We start from the raw sequence: 24,537 nt of genomic DNA on the forward strand, positions 1-24,537 counted from the left end.
AGCAATGATTCCGCTGTCATTCGCCCAACGCCGGATGTGGCTTTTGCACCAGCTGGAACAGGGGGCGGCGACCTACAACATCTCGGCGGCGTTCCGGCTGACCGGAGCCCTGGACCAGCACGCTCTCGGTGCGGCGGTCCAGGACCTGGTCGACCGCCACGAGATCCTGCGCACCACGTACGCGACGGACGACGCCGGTGAGCCCTGCTCCCGGCTCCTGCCGACGGCGCAGGCCGCGCCGGAACTGCGGGTGGCCGAAGTGGCGCCCGAGGACCTGACCGGCGCGATCGAGGAGGCCGTAGCGCACCAGTTCGACCTGTCGGCCGAACTCCCCCTGCGCGCAAGCCTGTTGCGCTGCTCCCCCCAGGAACATGTGCTGGTCATGGTCGTCCACCACATCGCCTCGGACGGCAGCTCCAGCGCACCGATGATGCGGGACCTGATCCACGCCTACACCGCCCGCAAGGACGGCCGGGCACCGGAGTGGGAGCCGCTGCCCGTGCAGTACAAGGAGTACGCGCAGTGGCAGCGCGAGGTGCTCGGCGACGTCACCGATCCGGACTCTCTCGCCGCGACGCAGGTCGAGTACTGGCGCAAGGAACTGGACGGGGTGCCGCAGCCGCTGACCCTGCCGTTCGACCGCCCGCGGCCCGCGGAGGCGAACTCGCACGGCGACACGATCTCCCTCACGGTGGCGGCGGACGTGGCGGCCAGGCTGCAGAAGCTCGCCGACGAGCGCGGGGCCAGCATGTCGATGGTCCTGCAGGCCGCGCTCGCGGTGCTGCTGCGCCAGCTCGGCGGCGGCGACGACCTGACGATCGGCAGCCCGATCGCCGGGCGGACCGACGAGGCGCTGGCCGATCTGATCGGGTTCTTCGTCAACACCCAGGTGCTGCGCGCCGACCTGTCCGGCAACCCGACGTTCACCGAGCTGCTCGCGCAGGTGCGGGACAAGGCGCTGACGGCCTACGAGTACCAGGACGTGCCGTTCGACCTGCTGGTCGAGGCCATCAACCCCGAACGCTCCGCCGCCTACCAGCCGCTGTTCCAGGTGATGTTCGCCTGGCAGAGCTACCAGAAGCCGGACCTCGACATCCCCGGCCTCAAGGTGACGTTCGAGCAGGCCATCCCGTCGACCGCCATGGTCGACCTGTTCTTCAGCCTGACCGTGGACGAGTCGGGGGCGCTGCGGGGCGACCTGCAGTACGCGACCCAGCTGTTCGACCGCGACTCGGCCGAGGTGATCGCCGCCCGGCTCGTGAGGGTGCTGGAGCAGCTGGCCGCCGATCCGGCGTTGCGCATCGGGGACATCGACGTGCTCGGCGCGGCGGAGCGGGAGCACCTGCTGACGGAGGTGAACGCCACCGGCGGCGAGATCCCCGAGGCCACCCTGGTCGAGCTGTTCGAACGGCAGGCGGCGCAGCGGACGGACGCGGTCGCGGTGACCTGCGACGGCACCACACTTTCGTACGGTGAGCTGAACGCCCGGGCCAACCGGCTCGCGCGGCACCTCGTCGCTCAGGGAGTGGGCCCCGAGTCCCTGGTCGGGATCTGCCTGGAGCGCTCGGCCGAGCTGGTCGTCGCGCTGCTCGCGGTGCTCAAGGCGGGCGGCGCCTATCTGCCGATCGACCCCGACTCCCCGGCCGACCGCATCGCCTACATCGTCCAGGACGCCCAGCCGGTCCTGCTGGTCACCACCAGCACGAACGCCACCGCACAGGACCTGGCCCACGACCTGCCCCTGGTCCACCTCGACCAGGCCGAGGCCTTCGCCGAGCAGCCGGCCGCCGACCTCACCGACACCGAGCGCCCGGCGACCCTGCGTCCTGAGCACCCGGCGTACGTCATCTACACCTCCGGGTCGACCGGCCGCCCCAAGGGCGTGCTGATCCCGCACCGCAACGTGGTCGGGCTCTTCACCGCCACCGAGGACTTCGCCTTCGGCGCGGACGACGTGTGGACACTCTTCCACTCCTACGCCTTCGACTTCTCGGTGTGGGAGCTGTGGGGGCCCCTGCTGTACGGCGGCCGCCTGGTCGTGGTCCCCTACGACGTCTCCCGCTCCCCGGCCGACTTCCTGAAGCTCCTCGCGCGCGAGCGGGTCACCGTCCTCAACCAGACACCCTCGGCCTTCTACCAGCTCGTCCAGGCCGACGCAGAGGCGCCCGGCCAGGAACTGGCCCTGCGGTACGTGGTGTTCGGCGGTGAGGCCCTCGACCTGGGCCGCCTCGCGGACTGGTACGCGCGCCACGCCTCCGACGCGCCGGTGTTGGTGAACATGTACGGCATCACCGAGACCACCGTGCACGTCACCCGCATCGACCTGGACGAGCACTCCGCCGCCCGCTACAAGGCCAGCGTGATCGGCCCGGCCGTCCCGGGGCTGCGCGCCTACGTCCTGGACACGAACCTCAAGCCGACGCCCACCGGCGTGACCGGGGAGCTGTACGTGGCGGGCTACGGCCTGGCCCGCGGCTACCACGGCAGGCCGGGCCTGACCGCGGGACGGTTCGTCGCCTGCCCCTACGGCGAGCCGGGCGAGCGCATGTACCGCAGCGGCGACCTGGTCCGCTGGAGCAGGAGCGGCCGACTGGAGTACGTCGGGCGAGCCGACTCCCAGGTGAAGATCCGGGGCTTCCGCATCGAGCTGGGCGAGATCGAGCACGCGCTGGCCGGACACCCGGGCGTGGCGCAGGCGGTGGTCCTGGTGCGCGAGTACCAGGAGGGGGACAAGCGCCTTGTCGGCTATGTGGTGCCCGAGCCCGATGCCACGGTCGACGCCGATGAGCTGTCCGCGTACCTGCACGAGCGGCTGCCGGACTACATGGTGCCGTCCGCGCTGATCTCACTGGCGGAGATTCCGCTGACCTCGAACGGGAAGCTCGACCGGCGCGCACTGCCCGCGGAGGACACGAACACCGTGGCCGGCCGGGAGCCGCGCAACGCCTACGAGGAGAAGCTGTGCGCCCTCTTCGGCGAGCTGCTCGGGCGGGAGAACGTCGGTATCGACGACGGCTTCTTCGCGCTCGGCGGCCACTCGCTGCTGGCCACCCGGCTCAGCGTCCAGATCCGCAAGCAGTTCGACATCGACATCCCCATCAGGACGATCATCAAGTACCCCACGGTGGCCGAGCTGGCGGCGCTGATGCTCGCCGGCGGCGTGCCCGCCGACGACGCCGACACCTTCGCGGTCGTGCTGCCCCTGAACAGCGATCCCGGTACGGGCAAGCCGCCGGTGTGGTTCTTCCACGGAGGGGGCGGGCTGGGCTGGGCGTACTACAGCTTCGCGGCTCATCTGCAGGACCGGCCGGCCTACGCCCTGCAGTCCCGCGGCTCCGACGGCGTGGAGCCGCTCGCGGGCTCCGCGCAGGAGATGATCGAGGACTACGTCACCCAGATCCTGAAGATCCAGCCGGAAGGCCCCTTCAACCTGATCGGCTGGTCCTACGGCGGCACGGTCGTGCAGGCCGTCGCGGACGCGCTCGACCGGCGCGGGCACGAGGTCGTTCTCGTGGCCGTCCTGGACGCCCAGCCCGGGGGCCACGGGTTCAGGCAGGTACATGCCGACAAGGAGTCGTCGGACTACCGGGCGGAGCTGGAGGACGACTTCGGCCAGTACATCCGCATGGGCAATCGGCAGGGCTTCCTGGACACCATGGCGAAGGTCATGGCCAACAACACGTCGCTCATGATCGATTTCGAGTCGCCGGTCTACCGCGGCGACGTGCTGTATTTCCACGCGGCGCTCGAGGACACGTCGTACGCGCACCTGTGGCGGCCGTACGTCGGCGGTTCCCTGCAGGTCCACGACCTGCACGCGACGCACCACGAGATGCATATGCCCGCACCCGTGGCCCAGTTCTTCGAGGTCGTCGGGCCCAAGCTGGCGTAGCGACCGGACCGCTGTGTCCGGAACTGGTTCAACAAGCGATCCAAGCGAAGATGATGGGGGTTGGTCAGGGTGACAAGACCCGGCGTATCCGCGGAACACGGGGAACAGACCACGCTGCTGTGCGTGCCGTTCGCGGGAGCAGGTGCCTCGTTCTTCCACCCGTGGCGGGAGCTGGCCGCCGGCCGGTGGCGCGTGACCTCGGTCGAACTGCCCGGCAGGGAACGGCGGATCCTTGAGACGCCGTACCGCAATGTCGTCGAGGCGGCCAAGGGCTCCATCGACGACATCGTCGCGGACCTCGGTGCGGGGACGCGGGCCGTGCTGTTCGGGCACAGCCTGGGCGCGGTGCTCGCCTACGAGCTGGTGCACCTGCTGAGCGCGCGCGACGTGCACGTCGAGCGGCTGGTCGTCAGTGGTTCGCCGGGGCCGTGGACCCAGCGCGAGCGGCGGGCGGCGGGCCTCCCGGACGACGAGTTCCTCGCCAGGGTCGAGGAGTTCGCGGGCTTCCGGCACGAGGCCCTCGACCACCCGGAGATGCGTGAACTGATCCTCCCCACCCTGCAGGCCGACTGCGAGATGCACGAGGCCTACGTCCCGAGCACCGACGAACCGGTGTCGGTGCCGATCTGCTCGCTGCGCGGCGACATCGACGGCCTGGTCACCGCGGAGGAGGCCCGGCAGTGGCAGGCCGCGACCACGGCGGAATTCAGCTATGCGGAGCTCCCGGGCGACCACATGTACCTGGTCGACCACGGCCGCCAGGTGCTGGACGTGATCGAAGCGGAGTCCGCCCGCGGCCGCTGACGAGGCGTCGGCCACCGACCGTAGGCGCGGCTGTGACCGGCGGAGACGGGGTCGAGCGCCGTGACAGGGGCGTAACAGGCCCGGAGAGGAAAGTGGAAGCATGAGAAGTTCAGCGATTGCAGTTTCAGGGCTGCGCAAGGCATACGGCGACAAGGTCGTGCTCGACGGCATCGACTTCGATGTCGCCGCCGGGTCGATCTTCTCCCTGCTCGGTCCGAACGGGGCCGGCAAGACGACGACGGTGAACATCCTGACGACGCTGATGACGGCCGACGCCGGAACGGTGCAGGTCGCCGGGCACGATGTGGTGACCGCGACCAAGCAGGTGCGCGCGGCCATCGGCGTGACCGGCCAGTTCGCCGCGGTGGACGAGCTGCTGTCGGGCCGGGAAAACCTGCGGCTGGTGGCGGACCTGAAGCGCGTGCGCGCGGCCGACCAGCTGGTCACGCGGCTCCTGGAGCGGTTCGACCTGGTGGAGTCGGCGGACAAGATGGCGGCGACCTACTCCGGCGGTATGCGCCGCAAGCTGGACCTGGCCATGACGCTGGTCGGCAACCCGCAGGTCATCTTCCTGGACGAGCCGACGACGGGTCTCGACCCGCGCAGCCGGCGCACGATGTGGGAGATCGTCCGCGAGCTGGTGGCCGAGGGCACCACGATCTTCCTGACCACCCAGTACCTCGAGGAGGCCGACCAGCTCGCCGACCGGATCGCGGTGCTCAACCAGGGCCGCCTGGTCGCTCAGGGCACCCCCGAGGAGCTCAAGCGCCAGATCCCCGGCACCCACGCCCGGTTCCGCTTCGCCGACCTCCACGAACTCGACGCGGCGGCGCGGGTGCTGCCCGGTTCCACGCGGGACGACGAGGAGCTGACACTGCGGGTGCCCAACGACGGTGAGTCGAGGTCGCTGCTGGCCCTGCTGAGCCGGCTCGACGAGAACGCCATCAACGCCCGGGAGTTCTCGGTGCACACACCGGACCTCGACGACGTCTTCCTCGCCCTGACCGACAACACGGCCACCGGCGGCACGAACACCGAGAACACGATCAAGGAGAAGGAGGCGGTCGCACCGTGAGCAGTGTCGCGACGGCGTTCGGCGACGCGGCGATCATGATGCGCCGCAACTACAAGCACACGACCCGGAATCCGGTCACCGTGTTCAACGCGGTCCTGTTTCCCATCGTGATGATGCTCATGTTCGTCTACGTGTTCGGCGGCGCCTTCAAGGTCCAGGGCGAGTACGTCGACTACGCGGTGCCTGGCCTGATCGTGATGGCCATCACGTACGGGCTGGGACCGACCGCTGCGGCCGTGAACAGCGACATGACGACGGGCATCACCAACCGGTTCAAGGCCATGGACGTCTCGCACGGCGCCGTGCTGTTCGGTCACGTCGTCTCCACGACGCTGCGCGCCCTGATCGCCGACGCGGCCATCATCGGCGTCGGCTTCGCGATGGGGTTCCGTCCGCACGCGAGCTTCCCGCAGTGGCTCGGCGCGATCGGCCTCATGCTGTTCCTCGGGTTCGCGACCAGCTGGCTCACGGTCGCCATGGGCCTCGGCGCGAAGACCGTGGAATCCGCGGGCATGGCCACCGTGCCGCTGATCATGCTGCCGTTCCTGAGCAGCGCGTTCGTCCCCGCGGACACGATGGGGGCCGGCGTGCGGCAGTTCGCCGAGTACCAGCCCTTCACCCCGATCATCGAGACGCTGCGCGGCCTGCTGTTCGACACCACGCCGTCCACCGGCCACGTCATCGCCGCCGTCGCCTGGTGCGCGGGGCTCACGGTCGTCGGCTATGTGTGGGCGATCGCCAACTTCAAGAAGCGAGTGTGACTCCGCCCCACCGGTTCGCACCACTTCCCCTGCCGTCTCGGCGAACTCCACTTCGCCGGGGCGGCTTTGTGTGTTCCGCGCCCGGCCGGGGGCATGACACAGGCTCTCAGGGATTCTCCCTCATTCCAGTGGGCCTCTAACGTCGTTAAACCGAGCCGCTGTCGAATTGTCCTGTCCCGTCGAGAAGAACCTCGTCCGCCGGCGCGCGCACGGGAGACCACCGACCCGCTGGGAACGGACGCGCATACACGTCACACTCAATTCGGCCATTCGAAGAATTTGTCTCGCCGGCGGGACAGCGCACAGGGCCCCAGTGGTCGTCATGGCGATGACGGTCCGGATACCGGACCGCAAAGGACGCGAGCGGGCATTCCCGGTCGGCGGAGGAAGGAAAGACTGGCAATGGAACGTCAAGCCGCGCCGTCGAGCGCACCGGTGTCACTGGGGCAGGAAATCGCGGACATGTGGGGGGAATACCTCGACTGCCAGATGGGTCCGGAGGATGACTTCTTCGCCTTCGGCGGCAATTCGATAGCCGGAATCAAAATCATCGAGCGGGTGCAGCGGGACTACGGCGTCAAGCTGTCCGTGCGGGACTTCTACCTGGCGCAGACCCCGGCCCGGGTCGCCGAGCTGATAGAGCAGGGGAGGGCGGCGGCGTGAGGTTGACGCCGGGCCCCGCGCGCGACATCGACCTCGACCGTGTCGACCTGTTCGACCTGGACCTCTACACCTCGGGCGATCCGCACCCGGTCTGGGACGTGATGCGGGAAAAGGCGCCCCTGCACCACCAAGTCCTCCCTGACGGCCGGGAGTTCTGGTCGGTGACCCGGTACGAGGACGTCTGCCGCGTGCTCGGCGACCACCGGGAGTTCACCTCGGAGCGCGGCACGACACCCACCCACGTCGGGGTGGACGACCCCGCGGCGGGCAAGCTGCTGACGTCCACCGACCCGCCGCGGCACACCGAGGTCCGCAGGCCGCTCGGCTCGCCGCTCACCGCCCGGGCGGTGAAGTCCTGGGAGGACTCGATCCGCCGGACGATCCAGCGCTTCCTCGAGCCGGCGCTCGACGGCGAGACCTTCGACCTGGCCGAGCGGGCGCTGCTCCTCCCGGCGATGGTCACGGGCCCGCTGCTGGGGATCCCGGAGAAGGACTGGGAGGAACTCGTCCAGCTGACCGCGATGGTGACGGCTCCCTCGGACCCGCACTTCCTGGTGGGCAGCGAGGCCGCGACGCTGGCCATCTCCCACCACGAGCTGGTCAACTACGTCACCGAGTGGGTCAGGCAGCGCCGGTCGACCGGCGGCGAGGACGACACCCTGCTCGCCCACCTCATGAACGTCCGCGCCGGCGGCGTGCCGCTGACCGACGAGGAGATCGCCCTCGACGGCTACAGCATTCTCGTGGGTGCCAACGTGACGACGCCGCACACCGTCTCGGGCACGGTGCAGGCGCTCATCGAGAGGCCCGAGCAGTTCGAGAAGGCGCAGGCCGATCCGTCGCTGATCCCGAACCTGGTCGAGGAAGGGCTGCGCTGGACCTCGGGCGCATGCAACTTCATGCGGTACGCGGTGGACGACGTCCAGATCGCCGGGGGCACCATCCCGGCCCGTGCGGCGGTCGTCGCGTGGATCGGCTCGGCCAACCGGGACGCGTCCCAGTTCACCGATCCGCACACGTTCGACATCACGCGGAGCAACGCCAAGCGCCACGTCGCGTTCGGGTTCGGGCCGCACTTCTGCATCGGGGCGCCGCTGGCCAGGCTGACCCTGCGCATCTTCTTCGAGGAACTGCTCCAGCGGTTCGGCTCGATCGAACTCGCCGGCGAACCGCAGCAGCTGCGGTCGTACTTCATCGCCGGGATGACCCACCTCCCCATCGTCGCCCAGAAACGACACACGCCATGACTTCCGGCACCGCCATCACCGCGTCACCGTGGTTCGTCCGGCCGCCGTCCGCCGACCACCCCGCACGGATCTTCTGCTTCCCCTTCTCCGGGTCCGGGGCCTCGGCGTTCAGCGCCTGGCCGGCCGCGCTCGGCGACGTCGAGGTCTGCCCGGTGCAGTTCCCCGGCCGCGAGAACCGGCTGGGCCACCCCCACTACGGCACGTACGAGAAGCTCGCCGCCGACCTGGTCGAGGCCCTGGAGCCGCTGCTCGACCGGCCGTTCGCGTTCTTCGCGCACTGCGCGGGTGCGATGCCCGCGTACGAGACCGTGCTCAGGCTCGCCGAGCTCGGCCTGCCCACACCGGACCGCCTGTTCGTGTCGGGCCAGCCGGCCCCGCACGATGCCTCGCGTGACCGGATGCTCACCATGACCGAGTCCGAGCTGCGCGCCGAGGTGGAGTCGTTCGTCCGCAGCCGGGGCATCGAGCCGCGGCCGGACATGGTCGATCTCGGCCTCATGGTGCTGCTGCGTGACACCGCGGCCGCGGCCGCCTACCGGCGGACCGAGGCGGTCGCGGTGGACTGCCCCGTCGTCGTACTGCACTGGCGGGACGACCCGGACGTGGGCCTCGCCGACCTCCAGGGGTGGCGCCGGTACGCGGACTCGGTCGAGTTCCGGGTGGTCGACGGCGGCCACTACGACTTCATGGATGCGCCGGGCGAGCTGCAGAAGGCGCTGACCAGTTGGCTGTGAGCGCAGGTCAGCCGCCCGTAAGAGCCGTACACCGAGGGAACCGGAAGGAATGCGAATGAGTGGCGCAGCCACCGATATTGCCGTCATCGGGATGTCGTGCCGCTTTCCCGGTGTGGACAACCCGGCCGAGTTCTGGCGCCTGCTGCTCGACGGGAAGTCGACCATCGGAACGTTCCCCGAGCAGCGGGCCGCCGACGCGAACTCGAAGCACGCGTCCCACCCGGACGCCGCCACCCTGAACTCGGGTTCGTTTCTCGCGTCCGTCGACGGGTTCGACGCCGACTTCTTCGCGGCGGGGCCGGCGGAAGCCGCCGCCATGGATCCCGTGCAGCGGCTGGGTCTCGAGCTGGCCTGGGAGGCCGTCGAGGACGCCCGCGTCCCGGCGAGCGCGCTCGCGGGCCGCGAGGTCGACGTCGTGGTCGGCGCCGCGCCCTCCGGGTACGACCTGCTGCGCAAGCTGTCCGGCAGCGACCAGGACGATCACTACGCCGCGCTCGGCTCCAGCGGTGCGCTGATCGCGAACCGCATCTCGAGCCTGTTCGACGTGCGCGGCATGAGCTTCTGCGCGGACTCGGGCCAGTCCTCCTCCCTCGTGTCGCTGGCGCTGACGTGCGAACGGATACGGTCCGGCGCGGTCGACATGGCGATCGCCGGCGGCGTGCACCTGGTGGCCGATCCGGAAGCGGGAGCCGGCCTGGCCAATCTGGGCGCCCTGTCGCCCGACGGCCGCTGCTTCCCCTTCGACGAGCGGGCCAACGGCTTCATCAGGGGAGAGGGCGGGGCGTTCGTCCTGCTGAAGCGGCTCGACCTCGCCGTCGCCGACGGTGATCACATCTACGCGGTGGTGCGCGGCTGGGGCGTCAGCAGCGGCGGAGCGACCAGCCGGATGCCGGACCCGAGCCCCACCGGGCAGGCGACCACCGTGCTGTCCGCTCTGCGGCGCGCGGGCGTCCCGTTCGAGGCCGTCGACTACGTCGAGGCCCACGGCACCGGCACCCGGCTCGGCGACCCGGCCGAGATATCCGGTCTGCGCGAGGTGTTCCGGGAAACCGGCCGCGGCCGGCCCCTGGTGATCGGCTCGGCGAAGGCGAATGTCGGGCACCTGGAGCCGGCTGCGGGGATCGTCGGCTTCGTGAAGGCCGCGCTCTGCGTGGATCGCGCCCACCTGGTCCCGACTCCGGGCTTTCGCTCGCCGAACCCCGCCATACCGGACTTCCACGAGGACTTCGAGGTCCTGCGTACCGCGCGGCCCTGGCCGGGCGAGCCGGGCCGGCCGCGACGGGCCGGGGTGTCGTCGGTCGGGATGGGCGGCACCAACGCGCATGTGATCCTCGAACAGGCCCCCGACGAGCGGACCGAACTGCCCCCCGCGGACGGGGACTTGACCTCCGCAGGAGTCTTCGGGGCGGTGCCGTGGGTGCTGTCGGCCCGCTCGGAGCCGGCCCTGCGGGAGCAGGCGGCGCGGTTGCGGGAACTGGTGGCCGCCGACGCGTCGCTGTCGGCGACCGACGTGGGCCATTCGCTGGTGTCGACGCGGTCGTCGTTCGAGCACCGGGCGGTGGTGCTGAGCGGTGACCGCGAGGAGGCGCTGGCCGGCCTCGACCTGGTGGCGGCGGGCGGTGCCGCGGCGCGGGCGGTGCGCGGCGTGGCCACGGGGCCCGCGGGCCCGGTCGTCTTCGTGTTCCCCGGCCAGGGCTCGCAGTGGCTGGGCATGGGGAAGCAGCTGTACGCGGAGTCGGAGGTTTTCGCGCGCGCGATCGACGACTGTGCGCGCGCTCTGGACCCGTGGCTGGACTGGTCCCTGCTGGATCTGGTGACCGGCGCGGATTCGGCGCCCTCGCTGGAGCGCGGCGACGCCGTGGTCCAGCCGGCGTTGTTCGCGATGATGGTGTCCCTGGCGCGGCTGTGGCGGTCGCTGGGCGTGGTGCCCGACGCGGTGGTGGGGCACTCGCAGGGAGAGATCGCCGCGGCCTGCGCGTCGGGTGCGCTCAGCCTGGAGGACGCGGCGCGGGTCGTCGCCCTGCGCAGCCGGGCACTGACCGCGCTGGCCGGCCTGGGCGGGCTGAACGCGGTGGCCGCGCCCCTGAACTGGGTCGAGGACCGGCTGGGACGGTGGTCGGGACGGCTGTCCGTGGCCGCGGTCAACGGGCCGGCCTCCGTGGTGATCGCCGGGGACCTCGAGGCACTTCAGGAGTTCGCCGCGCTGGCGGCCGGTGACGGTGTCCGGGTGCGCCGGGTCAGGATCGAGTACGCGTCCCACTCGCACCAGGTCGAACGCATCCGTGATCAGGTGCTCGAGGCCGCCGCGGGTGTCACGCCGAGACAGACGGCGGTGGAGTTCCACTCCACGGTCACCGCAGGACGGCTCGACACCCGCGCGCTCGACGCGTCGTACTGGTACGACAACCTGCGCTCGACGGTGCGCTTCGGTGAGGTCGTCGAGAACCTGATGCGTGCCCGCGGCGGCGTGTTCGTGGAGGTCAGCCCGCATCCCGTGCTCCAGGTGGCGATGGAGGAGGCCGCCGACGCCCTGGCGAGCCCGCCCAAGGTGATCAGCACCCTGAGCAAGCACGACGGGAGCCTGGGCAAGGTCCTGGCGTCGCTGGCCGAGCTGCACGTGCACGGTGTGCCGGTGGACTGGCAGGCGGTGTTCGCCGCCGGCCGGCCGCGCCGGATCGACCTGCCGACCTACCCGTTCCAGCGGCAGCGCCACTGGCTGACGGCGCCTGCCGGCACCGACACCGTGGACGGCCCCGACGGCCAGGCGGACGGACCGCTCGCGCGCTCCGGGTCGGTGGAACTGGACTCGCCATCGGCGGTCCGCGCGCTCGTGTGCGCCGAAACGGCGGCGCTGCTGGGCAGGAAGGGCGCGGGTACGACGGCCGCCGATCTCGAGGCGCGGTCGACCGAGACCTTCAAGGCCCTGGGCTTCGACTCCTCGATGGCGGTGGAACTGCGCAACCGGCTGGGCGCGGTGGCCTCGGTGCGGCTCCCGGCCACCGTCGCGTTCACCTACCCCACTCCGCAGGCCCTCGCCGACCACCTCTTCTCCCTGCTCGAACCCGAGGCTCCCCAGGCGCCCGCAGCTCCCGAAACGGTGGAGGAGACGGGTCTGGAGAGCCGCAGCGATGACGATCTCTACGCGTTGATCGAACGCGGTTACGCATAGCCACACCGTTCTTCTAAACAACCTTTGGGGGAGGCCCTGGTGGAGGATGTCGACAAGCTCCGGTCCTACTTGCGACGCGCCGTCGGTGACGCGCAGGAACTGCGCGAGCGGGTGCGCGAGCTGGAGGAGTCCGCGCGCGAGCCCATCGCTGTCGTGGGTGTGGGGTGTCGCTTCCCGGGCGGGGTGACGTCCCCCGAAGATCTGTGGTCGGTCGTGTCCGACGGTGTGGACGCGATGGGCGACTTCCCGCTGGACCGCGGGTGGGACGTGGAGGCCCTGTACGACCCGGATCCCGAGGCGCACGGCAAGACGTACACGCGCACGGGCGGATTCCTCCCCGAACTCCCGGACTTCGACGCGCAGTTCTTCGGCATCAGCCCGCGCGAGGCGCTGGCGATGGACCCGCAGCAGCGGTTGATGCTGGAGACGTCGTGGGAAGCGCTGGAACGGGCGGGTATCGACCCGGCCGGGTTGAGGGGTTCGGCGACCGGGGTGTTCACCGGGATCTACGGCGTCGACTACGGCCCACGGGTGGGCGGCGGGGCAGCCGGCGAAGTGGAGGGGTTCCAGCTCACCGGGACCTACCTCAGCGTGGCCTCGGGCCGGGTGGCGTACGTGCTGGGTCTGGAGGGCCCGGCGGTGTCGACCGACACCGCGTGCTCGGCGTCGCTCGTCGCCGTCCACCAGGCCGTGCGGTCCCTGCGGTCCGGGGAGTGCGCGCTGGCGCTGGCCGGCGGGGTGGCGGCGCTGCCGACGCCGGGGATGTTCGTGGAACTCGCCCGGCAGCGGGGTCTGTCGGCCGACGGGCGATGCAAGGCGTTCGCGGACGCGGCGGACGGCACCGGCTTCTCCGAGGGCGCGGGCGTGCTGGTCCTGGAGCGGCTCTCGGACGCGCGGCGCAACGGGCGCCGGATCTGGGCGGTGATCCGCGGTTCGGCGATCAACCAGGACGGGGCGTCCAACGGGCTGAGCGCGCCGAACCCACTGGCGCAGCAGCGTGTCATCCGGGCTGCCCTGGCCGATGCCGGCCTGTCGGCCGACGAGGTGGACGCGGTGGAGGCGCACGGCACCGGCACCAGGCTGGGCGACCCCATGGAGGCGGAGGCACTGCTGGCCACCTACGGGCAGGGCCGGGAACCCGAAAGCCCGCTGTGGCTGGGCTCGTTGAAGTCGAACATCGGCCACACGCAGGCGGCCGCGGGCGTCGGCGGCATGATCAAGATGATCATGGCGATGCGGCACGGGGTGCTGCCGAAGACGCTGCACGTGGACCGTCCCTCGACCCACGTGGACTGGTCGGCCGGTGCGGTGGAGCTGCTGACCGAGGCCAGGGACTGGACCACGGCAGCGGGCCGGCCCCGGCGCGCGGGCGTGTCGTCCTTCGGCATCAGCGGCACCAACGCCCACCTGATCCTCGAGCAGGCACCCGAGCCCCCGGAGCAGGACCGGCTACCGGCTCCTGAGGCCGCGGACTCCACCACCGGCCGGGTGTCCACCGGCTCCCCCGCTGCGGTGCCGTGGGTGCTGTCGGCGCGGTCGGAGCAGGCGCTGCGGGAGCAGGCGCTCCGGCTTCGGGACACCGTGGCCGCGGACGAGGACCTGCCGGTCGAGGCCGTGGGACACGCGCTGGTGACGACGCGATCGCTGTTCGAGCACCGCCAGGTGGTGATCGGCGCCGACCGCGACGAACTGCTCGCCGCCCTGGGAGCCGTCGCCGCGGGTGACGAACCCGGCCCCGCCGCCGCGGTGTCCGGGGTCGCGAAGCCGGTGGGCAGGACGGTGTTCGTCTTCCCCGGCCAGGGGGCGCAGTGGATCGCCATGGGCCGGGAGCTGTGGGAGACCTCCCCGGTCTTCGCCGAGGAACTGCGCGCGTGCGCACAGGCGCTGGAGCCGTGGGTGTCCTGGTCGTTGATCGACACCGTGTGCGGCGGGCCCGGGACGGCGGACCTGGAGAACATCGACGTCGTCCAGCCGGTGCTGTTCGCGGTGATGGTGTCGCTGGCCAAGGTGTGGCGTTCGCTGGGCGTGACACCGGATGTGGTGATCGGCCATTCCCAGGGCGAGATCGCCGCGGCCTACGTCGCGGGTGCCCTGACCATCGAGGACGCGGCCAAGATCGTGGCCCTGCGGTCCCGGCTCCTGGCCACGGTCACCGGGCAGGGCACCATGGCCGGCATCCTGCTGCCCGAACAGCGTGTCCAGGAACTGACGAAGCGGTGGGGGAACCGGCTCGGGATCGCCGCAGTGAACGGACGGAACTCGACGACGGTGTCGGGTGAGACCGAGGCCGTCGAGGAACTGGTCGCGGCCTGCCAGGCCGAGGGCGCCCGCGCGCGACTGATCAAGTCCAGCGTGCCCGGGCACTCGCCGCTCATGGACCGGTTCGACGGCCGGCTCCAGGAGGAGCTGGGCCGGGTCACCCCGCAGCCCACGCCGGTGGCGATCTACTCGACGGTGACCGGTGGGCTGATCGACCCCCTGCGGCTCGACACCGACTACTGGTACCGCAACCTGCGCGAACCGGTCCAGTTCGCGGCCGCCATGGGGCGCCTGATCGAGCAGGAGCGGGGCAGCGCGGTCATCGAGCTGAGCCCGCACCCGCTGCTCGTGATGAACATCCAGGAGATGTTCGACACCACCCCCGGCGCCACCGGGTTCGTGGTGGGCTCGCTGCGCCGCGACGAGGGCGGCCTGGGGCGGCTGTACCAGTCGGCGGCCGAGGCCTTCGTGGCGGGCGTCGCCGTGTCGTGGCAGACGGCGTTCCCGGGCCGGGACGGCCGGTCGGTCGACCTGCCCACGTACGCCTTCCAGCGGCAGCGCTACTGGCTGGACGCACCCACCGAGTCCACCACCGTGAGCACGTCCGACCACCCGTTGCTCGATGCCGTGATCGATCTGCCCGACGACGGCGAGCGCGGTGGAGTCGCGGGCAGCGGGCGCCTGTCGCTGGAGCGCCACCCGTGGCTCGCCGACCACGTGGTCCACGGCGCCGTCCTGGTGCCGGCGACGGTGCTGGCGGAGCTGGCGCTGTGGGCGGCGCACAAGGCCGGATGTGACGTCGTCGACGAACTCACCCTCGAAACCCCGCTGGTGCTGTCCCGGACGGCCGAGCGCGAGATCCGCGTCGTGGTCGACGGCAAGGGTGTGATCAGCGTGCACTCACGCGGCGAGGGCGAACCCGAGTGGACGCGCAACGCCGTCGGGGCCGTCGGATCCGACACCGCGGGAGGCCACGCGCCCGAAGGCCTCGTCGCCTGGCCTCCCACGGGCGCCGCCGCCGTGGCCTTCGAGGAGGAGTACGCCAGGCTGTCCGCCCTCGGCTTCAGCCACGGGCCCCTGTTCCGAGGCCTGCGGCAGGTGTGGCGCCAGGGCGACACCCTGTTCGCGGAGGTGGAGCTGCCCGCGTCCGACGGTACGGGCCAGGGCCGGTTCCGGATCCACCCGGCACTGCTGCACGCCGCATTGCTGCCGGTCGGTCTGGGGCGGTTCGTCGACGACTCCCGGTCCGAGGGCTGGCTGCCGCTGCGCTGCACGGGCATCCGCGTCGACTCCGCCCGGCCGACCGCGCTGCGCGTCCGTCTCGCCCCCGTGGGCGAGAACACGCTGTCCGTGACCCTCGCGGACCAGAACGGGGCACCCGTCGGTGGCATCGCATCGCTGACCCTGCGGCCCGTGGACGTCCAGCTGCTGACCGAGCTGAGCTTCGACGACCAGGACTCGCTGTTCCAGGTGGACTGGGTCCCTGTCACCGTCGCCTCCGGTCCGGCCGTGGACCGGTACGCGGTGGTGGGCGGATCCGATGCGATCACCGCATCCCTGGGCCAGGACCGGCCTCTCTTCACCGACCTCGACGAACTCGCCGCTCAGGGCGGGGAGATACCCCCGGTCGTCATCGCCGGCATCGAGCGTGCGGACGGCGCCGACACACCCGTCGACGTCGAGCGGAACCTCCACCGTGTGCTGCGCTGGACGCAGACCTGGCTCTCCGACGAACGGTTCGGCGACTCCCGCCTGGTCGTCGTGACGCGGGACGCGTTCCACGACGAGCGGGTGCCGCACCCCGACCCCGCGGCTGCCGCGATCTGGGGATTCCTGCGTACCGCGCAGACCGAGAACCCGGCCCGGTTCACGCTCGTGGACACGGACGACCGGGCCGCCTCGTGGGCCCTGGTCCCGGCCGCGGCAGCCACCGGGGAGGCCCAGCTCAAGATCCGGGCCGGCAGGGTGACCACACCCCAACTGGTCCACGCCACGGGCACGTCCGACAGGGCACTGAACGCTCTGGGCTCCGGTTCGGTGCTGATCACCGGCGGTACCGGTGGCCTGGGCGCCATGCTGGCCCGGCACCTCGTCGAACGGCACGGGGTGCGCCGCCTGGTGCTGACCAGCAGGCGCGGGGCCAAGGCTCCGGCGGCGGCCGTGCTGCGCGAGGAGCTGACCGGGGCCGGGGCGCACGTCGACATCGTGGCCTGCGACGTGACGAGCCGCGAGTCCGTCGCCGAACTGATCGCCGGGGTGCCGTCCGAGCACCCGCTGACCGCGGTGATCCACTGTGCGGGCGCGCTGGACGACGGCGTCGTGGAGGCCCTGACCGAGGACCGCCTGGACGCGGTCCTCGCGCCGAAGGTGCGCGGAGCCTGGAATCTGCACGAGCTGACCCGGCACCTGGACCTGTCCGCGTTCGTGCTGTTCTCCTCGATCGCGAGCGTGCTCGGCTTCGCGGGACAGGCCAACTACGCGGCGGCCAACGCCTTCCTCAACGGCCTCGCGCAGGCGCGCCGGGCCGAGGGACTGGCGGCCGGTGCACTGGGCTGGGGCTTCTGGGCGGAGCGCAGCGAGATGAGCGCCGACCTCACCGACGCGGACGTGGCCCGTATGCAGCAGCAGGGCGTGCAGCCGCTGTCCTCGCAGGAGGGGCTCGCGCTCTTCGACTCGGCGGTCTCGGTGGACGAGCCGGTGCTCGTGCCGGTGCGGCTGAACCTGACGACGCTCGGCCCGATGGCCTCGCCGCTCCTGCGCACCCTGGCCGGGACACCGGCCGGACCCGGCGCCCGGGCGAGCCGGGAGTCCACCGGCATCGCACTCGCCGAGCGGCTGAAGTCGCTGCCGCCTGCCGAGGCGGAGGCGGCGCTGCTCGATGCCGTACGGGCGCAGACCGCGCTCGTCCTCGGGCACCCCGACACCGGGCGGATCGGTCCCGCCGCGACGTTCAAGGAACTCGGGATCGACTCGCTCACAGCGCTGGAGCTGCGCAACAAGCTCGTGGCGGCGACCGGCCTGAAGCTGCCCGCCACGCTCGTGTTCGACCACCCGAACCCGGCCGCCGTGGCCCGGTTCCTGGGCGCGGGCATCACTGCCGACTCCGCTGCCGGCCCGCAGTCCCCGGCCGATCACCTGGTCAAGGACATCGAAGGACTGGGCGCCCGGCTGGAGGACGCGTTCTTCCGGCTCGCGGAGGAGGACAAGACCACCATTTCCACTCTGCTCGGCGAGCTGCAGGGCCGAGTCCGTTCGATGGTGAGCGCCGGAGAACCGGCCGGGATCGTCGACCAGATCGGTTCGGCCTCAGCGGGAGAACTCCTCGCGCTGCTGGACAAAGAGCTCGGCTAGGGGAAAGCGATGACCAACGACAAGAACGCCGACGTTCTCGACTATCTCAAGCGGACATCGATCGAGCTGATCGAGACACGCAAGCGCCTGCAGGAGCTGACGGACGCCGCCGCCGAGCCCATCGCGATCGTGGGTGTCGCCTGCCGTTACCCCGGCGGGGTGGCGTCCCCGGAGGAGCTGTGGGAGCTGGTGCGGTCGGGCGCGGACGTCGTGTCGGACTTCCCCGACGACCGCAACTGGGACCTGGAGTACGACCCGGACCCGGACCGGCCCGGCACCTGTTACACGCGCAAGGGCGGATTCCTGTACGACGCGGGCGACTTCGACGCCGAGTTCTTCGGGATCAGCCCGCGCGAGGCGCTGTCCGCCGACCCGCAGCAGCGGCTGCTCCTGGAGACCGCGTGGGAGTCCGTGGAACGGGCCGGTATCGACCCGGAGTCCCTGCGCGGCAGCGACACCGGCGTGTTCGCCGGTCTCGCGTACTTCGGATACGGCAACCACTTCGCCACCCCCGAGGCCATCGCGGGCTACGCGCAGATCGGATCCCTGCTGAGCGTGGCGTCCGGGCGCGTGGCGTACGCGCTGGGTCTGGAGGGCCCGGCGGTGTCGACCGAAACCGCGTGCTCGTCGTCGCTGGTGGCGGTGCACCAGGCGGTGCAGTCGCTGCGGCAGGGAGAATGCGGCCTCGCCCTGGCCGGCGGCGTCACCGTCATGGGGCTGCCGCAGGTCTTCCGGGAGATGTCGCGGCAGCGGGGTCTGTCGGCGGACGGCCGGTGCAAGGCGTTCGCGGACGCGGCGGACGGCACCGGCTTCTCCGAGGGCGTCGGCATGCTGGTCCTGGAGCGGCTCTCGGACGCGCGGCGCAACGGGCGCCGGATCTGGGCGGTGATCCGCGGTTCGGCGATCAACCAGGACGGGGCGTCCAACGGGCTGACCGCGCCGAGCGGGCCGGCCCAGCAGCGCGTGATCCGGGCGGCGCTGGCGAACGCCCGGATGCAGGCGGGCGACGTGGACGTGGTGGAGGCGCACGGCACCGGCACGACGCTGGGCGACCCCATCGAGGCAGGCGCCCTGCTGGCCACCTACGGGCAGGAGAGGGACCCGGGCAGTCCGCTGTGGCTGGGGTCGCTGAAGTCGAACATCGGCCACACGCAGGCGGCCGCGGGCGTCGGCGGCATGATCAAGATGATCATGGCGATGCGGCACGGGGTGCTGCCGAAGACGCTGCACGTGGACCGTCCCTCGACCCACGTGGACTGGTCGGCCGGTGCGGTGGAGCTGCTGACCGAGGCCAGGGACTGGACCACGGCAGCGGGCCGGCCCCGGCGGGCAGGTGTGTCCGCCTTCGGGGTCAGCGGCACCAACGCGCACGTGATCCTGGAACAGGCCCCGCCCGAGGAGCAGGCGGAGCAGAGCGGCCCGGACGCGGGCGTCGTCGGCGGCCTGGTGCCGTGGGTGGTGTCGGGCAAGAGCGCGAAGGCTCTGGAGCAGCAGGCGGGCAGGCTGCGCGATCTCCTCACCGCCGACGCGGACCTGGACGTCACCGATGCCGGCTGGTCGCTGGTGTCGGGCCGGTCGCGGTTCGAGCACCGCGCGGTGGTCATCGGACACGACCGGGACGAGTTGCGGCGTGCTCTGGCGGCGCTGCACGACGGCGAGGAGTCCGCCGCGGTGGTCCGCGGCACTGCCGGGGAACTGGGCGCAGCCGTCTTCATGTTCCCGGGCCAGGGCACTCAATGGGCCGGTGTGGCACGGCAGTTGTACGACGCATTCCCCGTCTTCGCGCAGAGCCTCGACGAGATCTGCGCACAGTTCGACGCGCACCTCCCCTTCGCGCTCAGGCCCCTGCTCCTCGCCGACGAGCTCGACCCCGCGGAGCGCGAGCGCACGGACATCGCACAGCCGGCGCTGTTCACCCTCCAGGTCGGCCTGTACCGGCTGCTGGCGCAGTACTGCCCACAGCCCGACCACCTGATCGGCCACTCCGTCGGCGAGATCGCCGCCGCCCACGTGTCCGGGGTCTTCGACCTGGAGACCGCGACCCGGCTCGTGGCCGCGCGCGGACGGACCATGCAGACGGTCACCGAGCCCGGCGCCATGCTGGCCGTACGTGCCTCGGAAGCCCGTGTGAGCGCGCTGCTCGGCGCGTACGACCGCGTCGGCATCGCTGCCGTCAACGGCCCGGAGTCGGTCGTGGTCTCGGGCCTGCGCGACCAGGTCCACGCCCTCCGCGACCGGCTCGTCGCCGACGGCACCTCGGCGAAGCTGCTCGCGGTCGGCCATGCGTTCCACTCCCCGCTGATGGACCCGATCCTGGACGAGTTCGGGGGTTCGCTCCCCGCGTTCCCCGCGGGCGAGATGGCGATCCCGATCATCTCGACCAGGCTGGGCCGCGAGGTCGCGCTCCAGGAGCTGACGACCGGCGGGTACTGGGTGGACCACCTCCGTGAACCCGTCCGCTTCCACGACGCGGTGGAGTGCGCCCGTGCGGCGGGCGCGGACGTCTTCCTCGAGGTGGGGCCGGGAGCGACGCTCGCGAGCATCACCCAGGAGGCCTTCGCCGGTCAGGGCGTGCACGACGCTGTGGTGCTGTCGGCGTCGCGGCGGGACCGCACCGCACCGCAGGCGCTGATCGGCGCGCTGGCCCACCTGCACGTCCGGGGCGGGTTCGTGGACTGGGACGCGCTGTTCGGGGCGCGCCGCAGGGTGGACCTTCCGACGTACGCCTTCCAGCGGCAGCGGTACTGGCTGGACCTCCGCGCCGGGACACAGTCCGCGGACGTCGCCTCCGCCGGTCTGTCGGCCGCGGAGCACCCCCTGCTCGGCGCCGTGGTGGACCACCCCGGCACGGACGAGGTGGTGTTCACCGACCTGTGGTCCCTGCGGACCCACGGCTGGCTGGCCGACCACGCCGTGTTCGGTGCGGTCGTCGTACCGGCGACGGCCTACCTGGACCTGGCGCTGTCGGTGGGTGACCACGTCGGGTGCGGCGGGGTCGAGGAACTCACCCTGGAAGTCCCCCTGATCGTCCCCGACTCGGGCGACGTGCAGGTGCGCGTCGTCGTCGGCGCGGCGGACGAGAGCGGACGCCGCTGCCTGGACGTGTACGCCCGCCCCGGCGAGGACGGCGCGGCGGTGGGTGGCTGGACCCGGCACGCCATGGGCAGCCTGGCACCGGCCACCGCGCCGACGGACACCTGGGCGGACGATGCGCGCGCGCTCGCCACCTGGCCCCCGGCAGGGGCCCGGCAGCTCGACATCGACGCTCTCTACGACGACTTCGCGGACGCGGGCTTCGACTACGGTCCGACGTTCCGCGGGCTGCGTGAGGTCTGGCAGCACGGCGACGACCTCTTCGCCCTCGCCACGCTCCCGGACACCGCCGAGAGCTCGGCCGTCGGCGCCTTCGCCCTGCACCCGGCCCTGATGGACACCGTTCTGCACGCGGCGATCGTCGGCGGTGTCATCGAGGTGACGGGCGAGCAGGGCCGGATGCCCTTCGCGTGGTCCGGCGTGGACCTGGCCGGGCAGTGCGGTGCGACCGTGAAGGTCCGGCTCTCCCCGGCCGGCGAGGACCGCGTGTCGCTGGCGGTCGCCGACGAACACGGCCGCAAGATCGCGTCCGTCGGGGCGCTGACGTTCCGGCCGGCCAGTGCCGAGCAGGTGCGTTCGGCGCGCGGGGGGCAGGAGCGGTCGCTGTACGAGGTGCAGTGGCGGCCGGTCGAGGAGAGCGGGCCCACGGCCCGTCGCGGGCAGTGGGGCGTCCTCGGTGCGCGAAGCGGCCTGGGCGCCCGGTTGCTCGAGGCGGGCGGCGGGAGCGCCGTGCTCCACGCGTCCATGGACGAGGTCCTCGCCGGGGAGGCACCTCGGCACATCGCCCTGTGCCTGGACGACTTCGTCGCTGCCGGCCCCGATCTGCTCACCGCGGTCGGCGACACGGACAAGCGCGCACTGGACTGGGTCCAGCGGTTCCTCGCCGAGGCGGCCTTCGAGCGGTCCACGCTGGTGGTGCTCACCCGGCTGGCCCTCGACACGGGTGCGGGCGAGCGCGTCGAAAGCCTCCCCGGAGCGTCCGTGTGGGGCCTGATCCGGTCCGCCCAGACCGAGCACCCCGGCAGGTTCCGGCTGGTGGACATCGACGACGCGCGGACGTCCTGGGCACGCCTGTCCGAAGCGCTCGCCCTCGACGAGGGCCAACTGGCGTTGCGTGACGGCGCGTTGCTCGTCCCCCGGCTGGCCGTGGCGGCATCCGACGACCAGCGGATCGAGCCGCCGACGACCGGCGCCCACCGGCTCGGCATCCCGGACAAGGGGACCCTGGAGAACCTGACCTGGGTCCCGTGCCCGGAGGTGGAGGCGCCCCTGTCGAGCGGTCAGGTCCGTATCGCCGTACAGGCCGCGGGCCTCAACTTCCGTGACGTCACGATCGCGTTGGGCCTGGTGGACAAGACGGCGATCGACGCCGGGCTCGGCAGCGAGGGCGCCGGAGTCGTCCTCGAGGTGGCGGACGACGTGACCCGCCTGGCGCCCGGCGACCGGGTGACCGGCATCTTCACCGGCGCCTTCGGCCGTACGGCGGTGGCGGACCACCGCATGCTCGTGCCCGTCCCCGACGGGTGGAGCCATGCCGAGGCCGCGTCCGTGCCGTGCACCTTCCTCACCGCCTACTACGGGCTCCTGCGCGTGGCGAACCTCAAGAAGGGGCAGCGGATCCTCATCCACGCCGCGGCAGGCGGCGTCGGCATGGCCGCCGTCCAGCTGGCCCGGCACGTCGGCGCCGAGATCTACGCCACCGCGAGCCCGGCCAAGTGGCCCCTCCTGCGCGGCCTGGGCATCGACGAGGACCACCTGGCGTCCTCGCGCGACCTGGAGTTCGCCGAGAAGTTCCTGCGCTCCTCGGGCGGCCGCGGCGTGGACGTCGTACTCAACTCACTCGCGCACCAGTTCGTCGACGCCTCGCTGACGCTGCTGCCGGGCGGGGGACACTTCGTCGAGATGGGGAAGACGGACATCCGCGACCCCCGTCAGGTGGCGGCCGACCACCCCGGAGTCGACTACGTGGCCTTCGACCTCTACGAGGCGGGCCCGGACGCGATCCACGAGATGTTCCGGGCCGTCATGGAACTGTTCGCCGACGGCCGGGTGCGGCTGAGCCCGATCTCCCTGCGCGACATCCGCGACGCGCGCCGGACCTTCCGCGAGATGAGCCAGGGCCGCCACGTCGGCAAGCTGGTCCTCGAGGTGGGCGACGGCCTCGGCGGCGGCACCGTGCTGGTCACCGGCGGCACCGGAGGCGTGGGGTCGCTCGTGGCACGGCACCTCGTCGCTGAACACGGCGTACGGAGCCTGCTGCTGGCGAGCCGCCGGGGCACGGCGGCCGACGGAGTGCCGGAGCTGGTCGCGGACCTTCAGGGGGCGGGAGCGACCGTACGGGTCGTGGAGTGCGATGTCGCGGACCGGGCCGCCGTGGCGGACCTGCTCGCGGACCTGCCCGGCCGGTACCCGCTGACCGCGGTCGTGCACGCGGCCGGTGTGCTCGCGGACGGCACCGTCGAATCCCTGACCGCGCAGAGCATCGACCATGTGCTGCGCGCCAAGGTCGGCGGCGCGGTCAACCTGCACGAGCTGACCCGGGAGCACACACTGTCGGCGTTCATCGAGTTCTCCGCCCTCGCGGGCACGCTCGGCAACGCGGGACAGGCCAACTACGCCGCGGCGAACGCTTTCCTGGACGGTCTGGCCGCGCAGCGCAGGGCATCCGGCCTGGCCGGCACCTCGCTGTGCTGGGGCTGGTGGGAGCAGAGCAGCGGCATGACCGGGGAGCTGGAGCAGGCCGACCTCTCCCGGCTGCGGCGGATGGGCATCGCCGCGATGCCGACGGACGAGGCACTGACCCTGTTCGACGCGGCGTGCGCGAGCGGCAGGCCGGTCCTCGTCCCGGCCCGGCTGGACATCGCCGCGCTGCGCGACAGGACCGGTGACGAACTGCCGTCGCTGCTGCGCGACCTCGCCGAAGGCGGTCGTCCGCGCCGCAACAGGGCGGGCACGGTCAAGGGCGGCTCGCTCGGACTGGCGGAAAAGCTGGCCACCCTGCCGGCGGACGAGGCGCGGACAGCCCTCCTGGACTGGGTCCGCGAGCAGATCGCCGTCGTGCTCGGACACGCGTCCGGCACGGGCGTCGACGTCGACGAGGCGTTCGCCCGGTTCGGATTCGACTCGCTGACCGCCGTCGAACTCTGCAACCGCCTGAACGCCGCGACCGGGCTGCGGCTGCCGTCGACCATCGTCTTCAGCTACCCGACAGCACGCGAGCTCAGCGAGCACCTCTTCGGCCGGCTGCGTCCGGCCGAGGACACGACCCCGGCCCAGGACGCCGAGGACGCGCAGATCCGGGAAGTGCTGCGGACCGTCTCGATCGACAGCCTGCGCAGCGCGGGCGTCCTGGAACTGGTCCTGGCATGCGCCGAGGCGCCCGAGCCGGGCGGCGGCACAGCGGCGGCGGACGCGGGCGCCGACGCGGACGAACTGTCGGACCTGGACCTGGAAGCACTGGTCGACCTGGCTCTGGATGAGAAGAGGTAA

Annotated in this window: 9 protein-coding genes and 1 pseudogene; all 10 read left to right on the top strand. The window is 71.8% G+C overall.

Annotated features, from left to right (window positions below; genetic code table 11):
- Window positions 1–4 precede the first annotated feature (4 nt).
- The 10 genes and pseudogenes from ACIBW9_RS40750 (at window position 5) to ACIBW9_RS40795 (ending at window position 24,537) form a co-directional block, all read left to right on the top strand.
- Window positions 5–3,892 carry an amino acid adenylation domain-containing protein gene (locus ACIBW9_RS40750; protein WP_398963369.1) on the top strand — a complete coding sequence of 1,296 codons (3,888 nt, stop codon included), beginning with the start codon at window positions 5–7 and terminating at the stop codon, window positions 3,890–3,892.
- A 114-nt stretch (window positions 3,893–4,006) separates the two neighbouring features.
- Window positions 4,007–4,696: a thioesterase II family protein gene (locus ACIBW9_RS40755; RefSeq protein WP_398963515.1), complete on the top strand. Its 690-nt coding sequence runs from the start codon at window positions 4,007–4,009 to the stop codon at window positions 4,694–4,696.
- A gap of 100 nt (window positions 4,697–4,796) precedes the next feature.
- Window positions 4,797–5,771 carry an ATP-binding cassette domain-containing protein gene (locus ACIBW9_RS40760; protein WP_398963372.1) on the top strand — a complete coding sequence of 325 codons (975 nt, stop codon included), beginning with the start codon at window positions 4,797–4,799 and terminating at the stop codon, window positions 5,769–5,771.
- Complete coding sequence (locus ACIBW9_RS40765) at window positions 5,768–6,532, top strand: ABC transporter permease (protein ID WP_398963375.1); 765 nt, start codon at window positions 5,768–5,770, stop codon at window positions 6,530–6,532. The genes ACIBW9_RS40760 and ACIBW9_RS40765 overlap by 4 nt, the downstream gene beginning before the upstream one ends.
- A 402-nt stretch (window positions 6,533–6,934) precedes the next feature.
- Complete coding sequence (locus ACIBW9_RS40770) at window positions 6,935–7,195, top strand: acyl carrier protein (protein WP_398963378.1); 261 nt, start codon at window positions 6,935–6,937, stop codon at window positions 7,193–7,195.
- Window positions 7,192–8,442: a cytochrome P450 gene (locus ACIBW9_RS40775; protein ID WP_398963381.1), complete on the top strand. Its 1,251-nt coding sequence runs from the start codon at window positions 7,192–7,194 to the stop codon at window positions 8,440–8,442. Before ACIBW9_RS40770 ends, ACIBW9_RS40775 begins: the two co-directional genes overlap by 4 nt.
- On the top strand, window positions 8,439–9,176 hold the full coding sequence (locus ACIBW9_RS40780; protein WP_398963385.1) for a thioesterase II family protein: 738 nt from the start codon (window positions 8,439–8,441) through the stop codon (window positions 9,174–9,176). Before ACIBW9_RS40775 ends, ACIBW9_RS40780 begins: the two co-directional genes overlap by 4 nt.
- A 55-nt stretch (window positions 9,177–9,231) precedes the next feature.
- Window positions 9,232–12,345: a type I polyketide synthase gene (locus ACIBW9_RS40785; protein WP_398963388.1), complete on the top strand. Its 3,114-nt coding sequence runs from the start codon at window positions 9,232–9,234 to the stop codon at window positions 12,343–12,345.
- Between the two features lie 39 nt (window positions 12,346–12,384).
- Window positions 12,385–17,955: pseudogene (locus ACIBW9_RS40790) on the top strand (SDR family NAD(P)-dependent oxidoreductase); the annotation flags it as partial.
- A 69-nt stretch (window positions 17,956–18,024) separates the two neighbouring features.
- Window positions 18,025–24,537, top strand: coding sequence for a type I polyketide synthase (locus tag ACIBW9_RS40795; protein WP_398963518.1), 6,513 nt, complete (start codon window positions 18,025–18,027; stop codon window positions 24,535–24,537).

Origin of the sequence: Streptomyces sp. NPDC049541 (genome assembly GCF_044465725.1) — a bacterium.
GTDB lineage: Bacteria > Actinomycetota > Actinomycetes > Streptomycetales > Streptomycetaceae > Streptomyces.

What these genes read in the sequence shown, in the direction of transcription:
- ACIBW9_RS40750 (WP_398963369.1), top strand. Translation starts at nt 5, where the DNA reads ATGATTCCGCTGTCATTCGCCCAACGCCGGATGTGGCTTTTGCACCAG.
- ACIBW9_RS40760 (WP_398963372.1), top strand. Translation starts at nt 4,797, where the DNA reads ATGAGAAGTTCAGCGATTGCAGTTTCAGGGCTGCGCAAGGCATACGGC.
- ACIBW9_RS40770 (WP_398963378.1), top strand. Translation starts at nt 6,935, where the DNA reads ATGGAACGTCAAGCCGCGCCGTCGAGCGCACCGGTGTCACTGGGGCAG.
- ACIBW9_RS40780 (WP_398963385.1), top strand. Translation starts at nt 8,439, where the DNA reads ATGACTTCCGGCACCGCCATCACCGCGTCACCGTGGTTCGTCCGGCCG.
- ACIBW9_RS40785 (WP_398963388.1), top strand. Translation starts at nt 9,232, where the DNA reads ATGAGTGGCGCAGCCACCGATATTGCCGTCATCGGGATGTCGTGCCGC.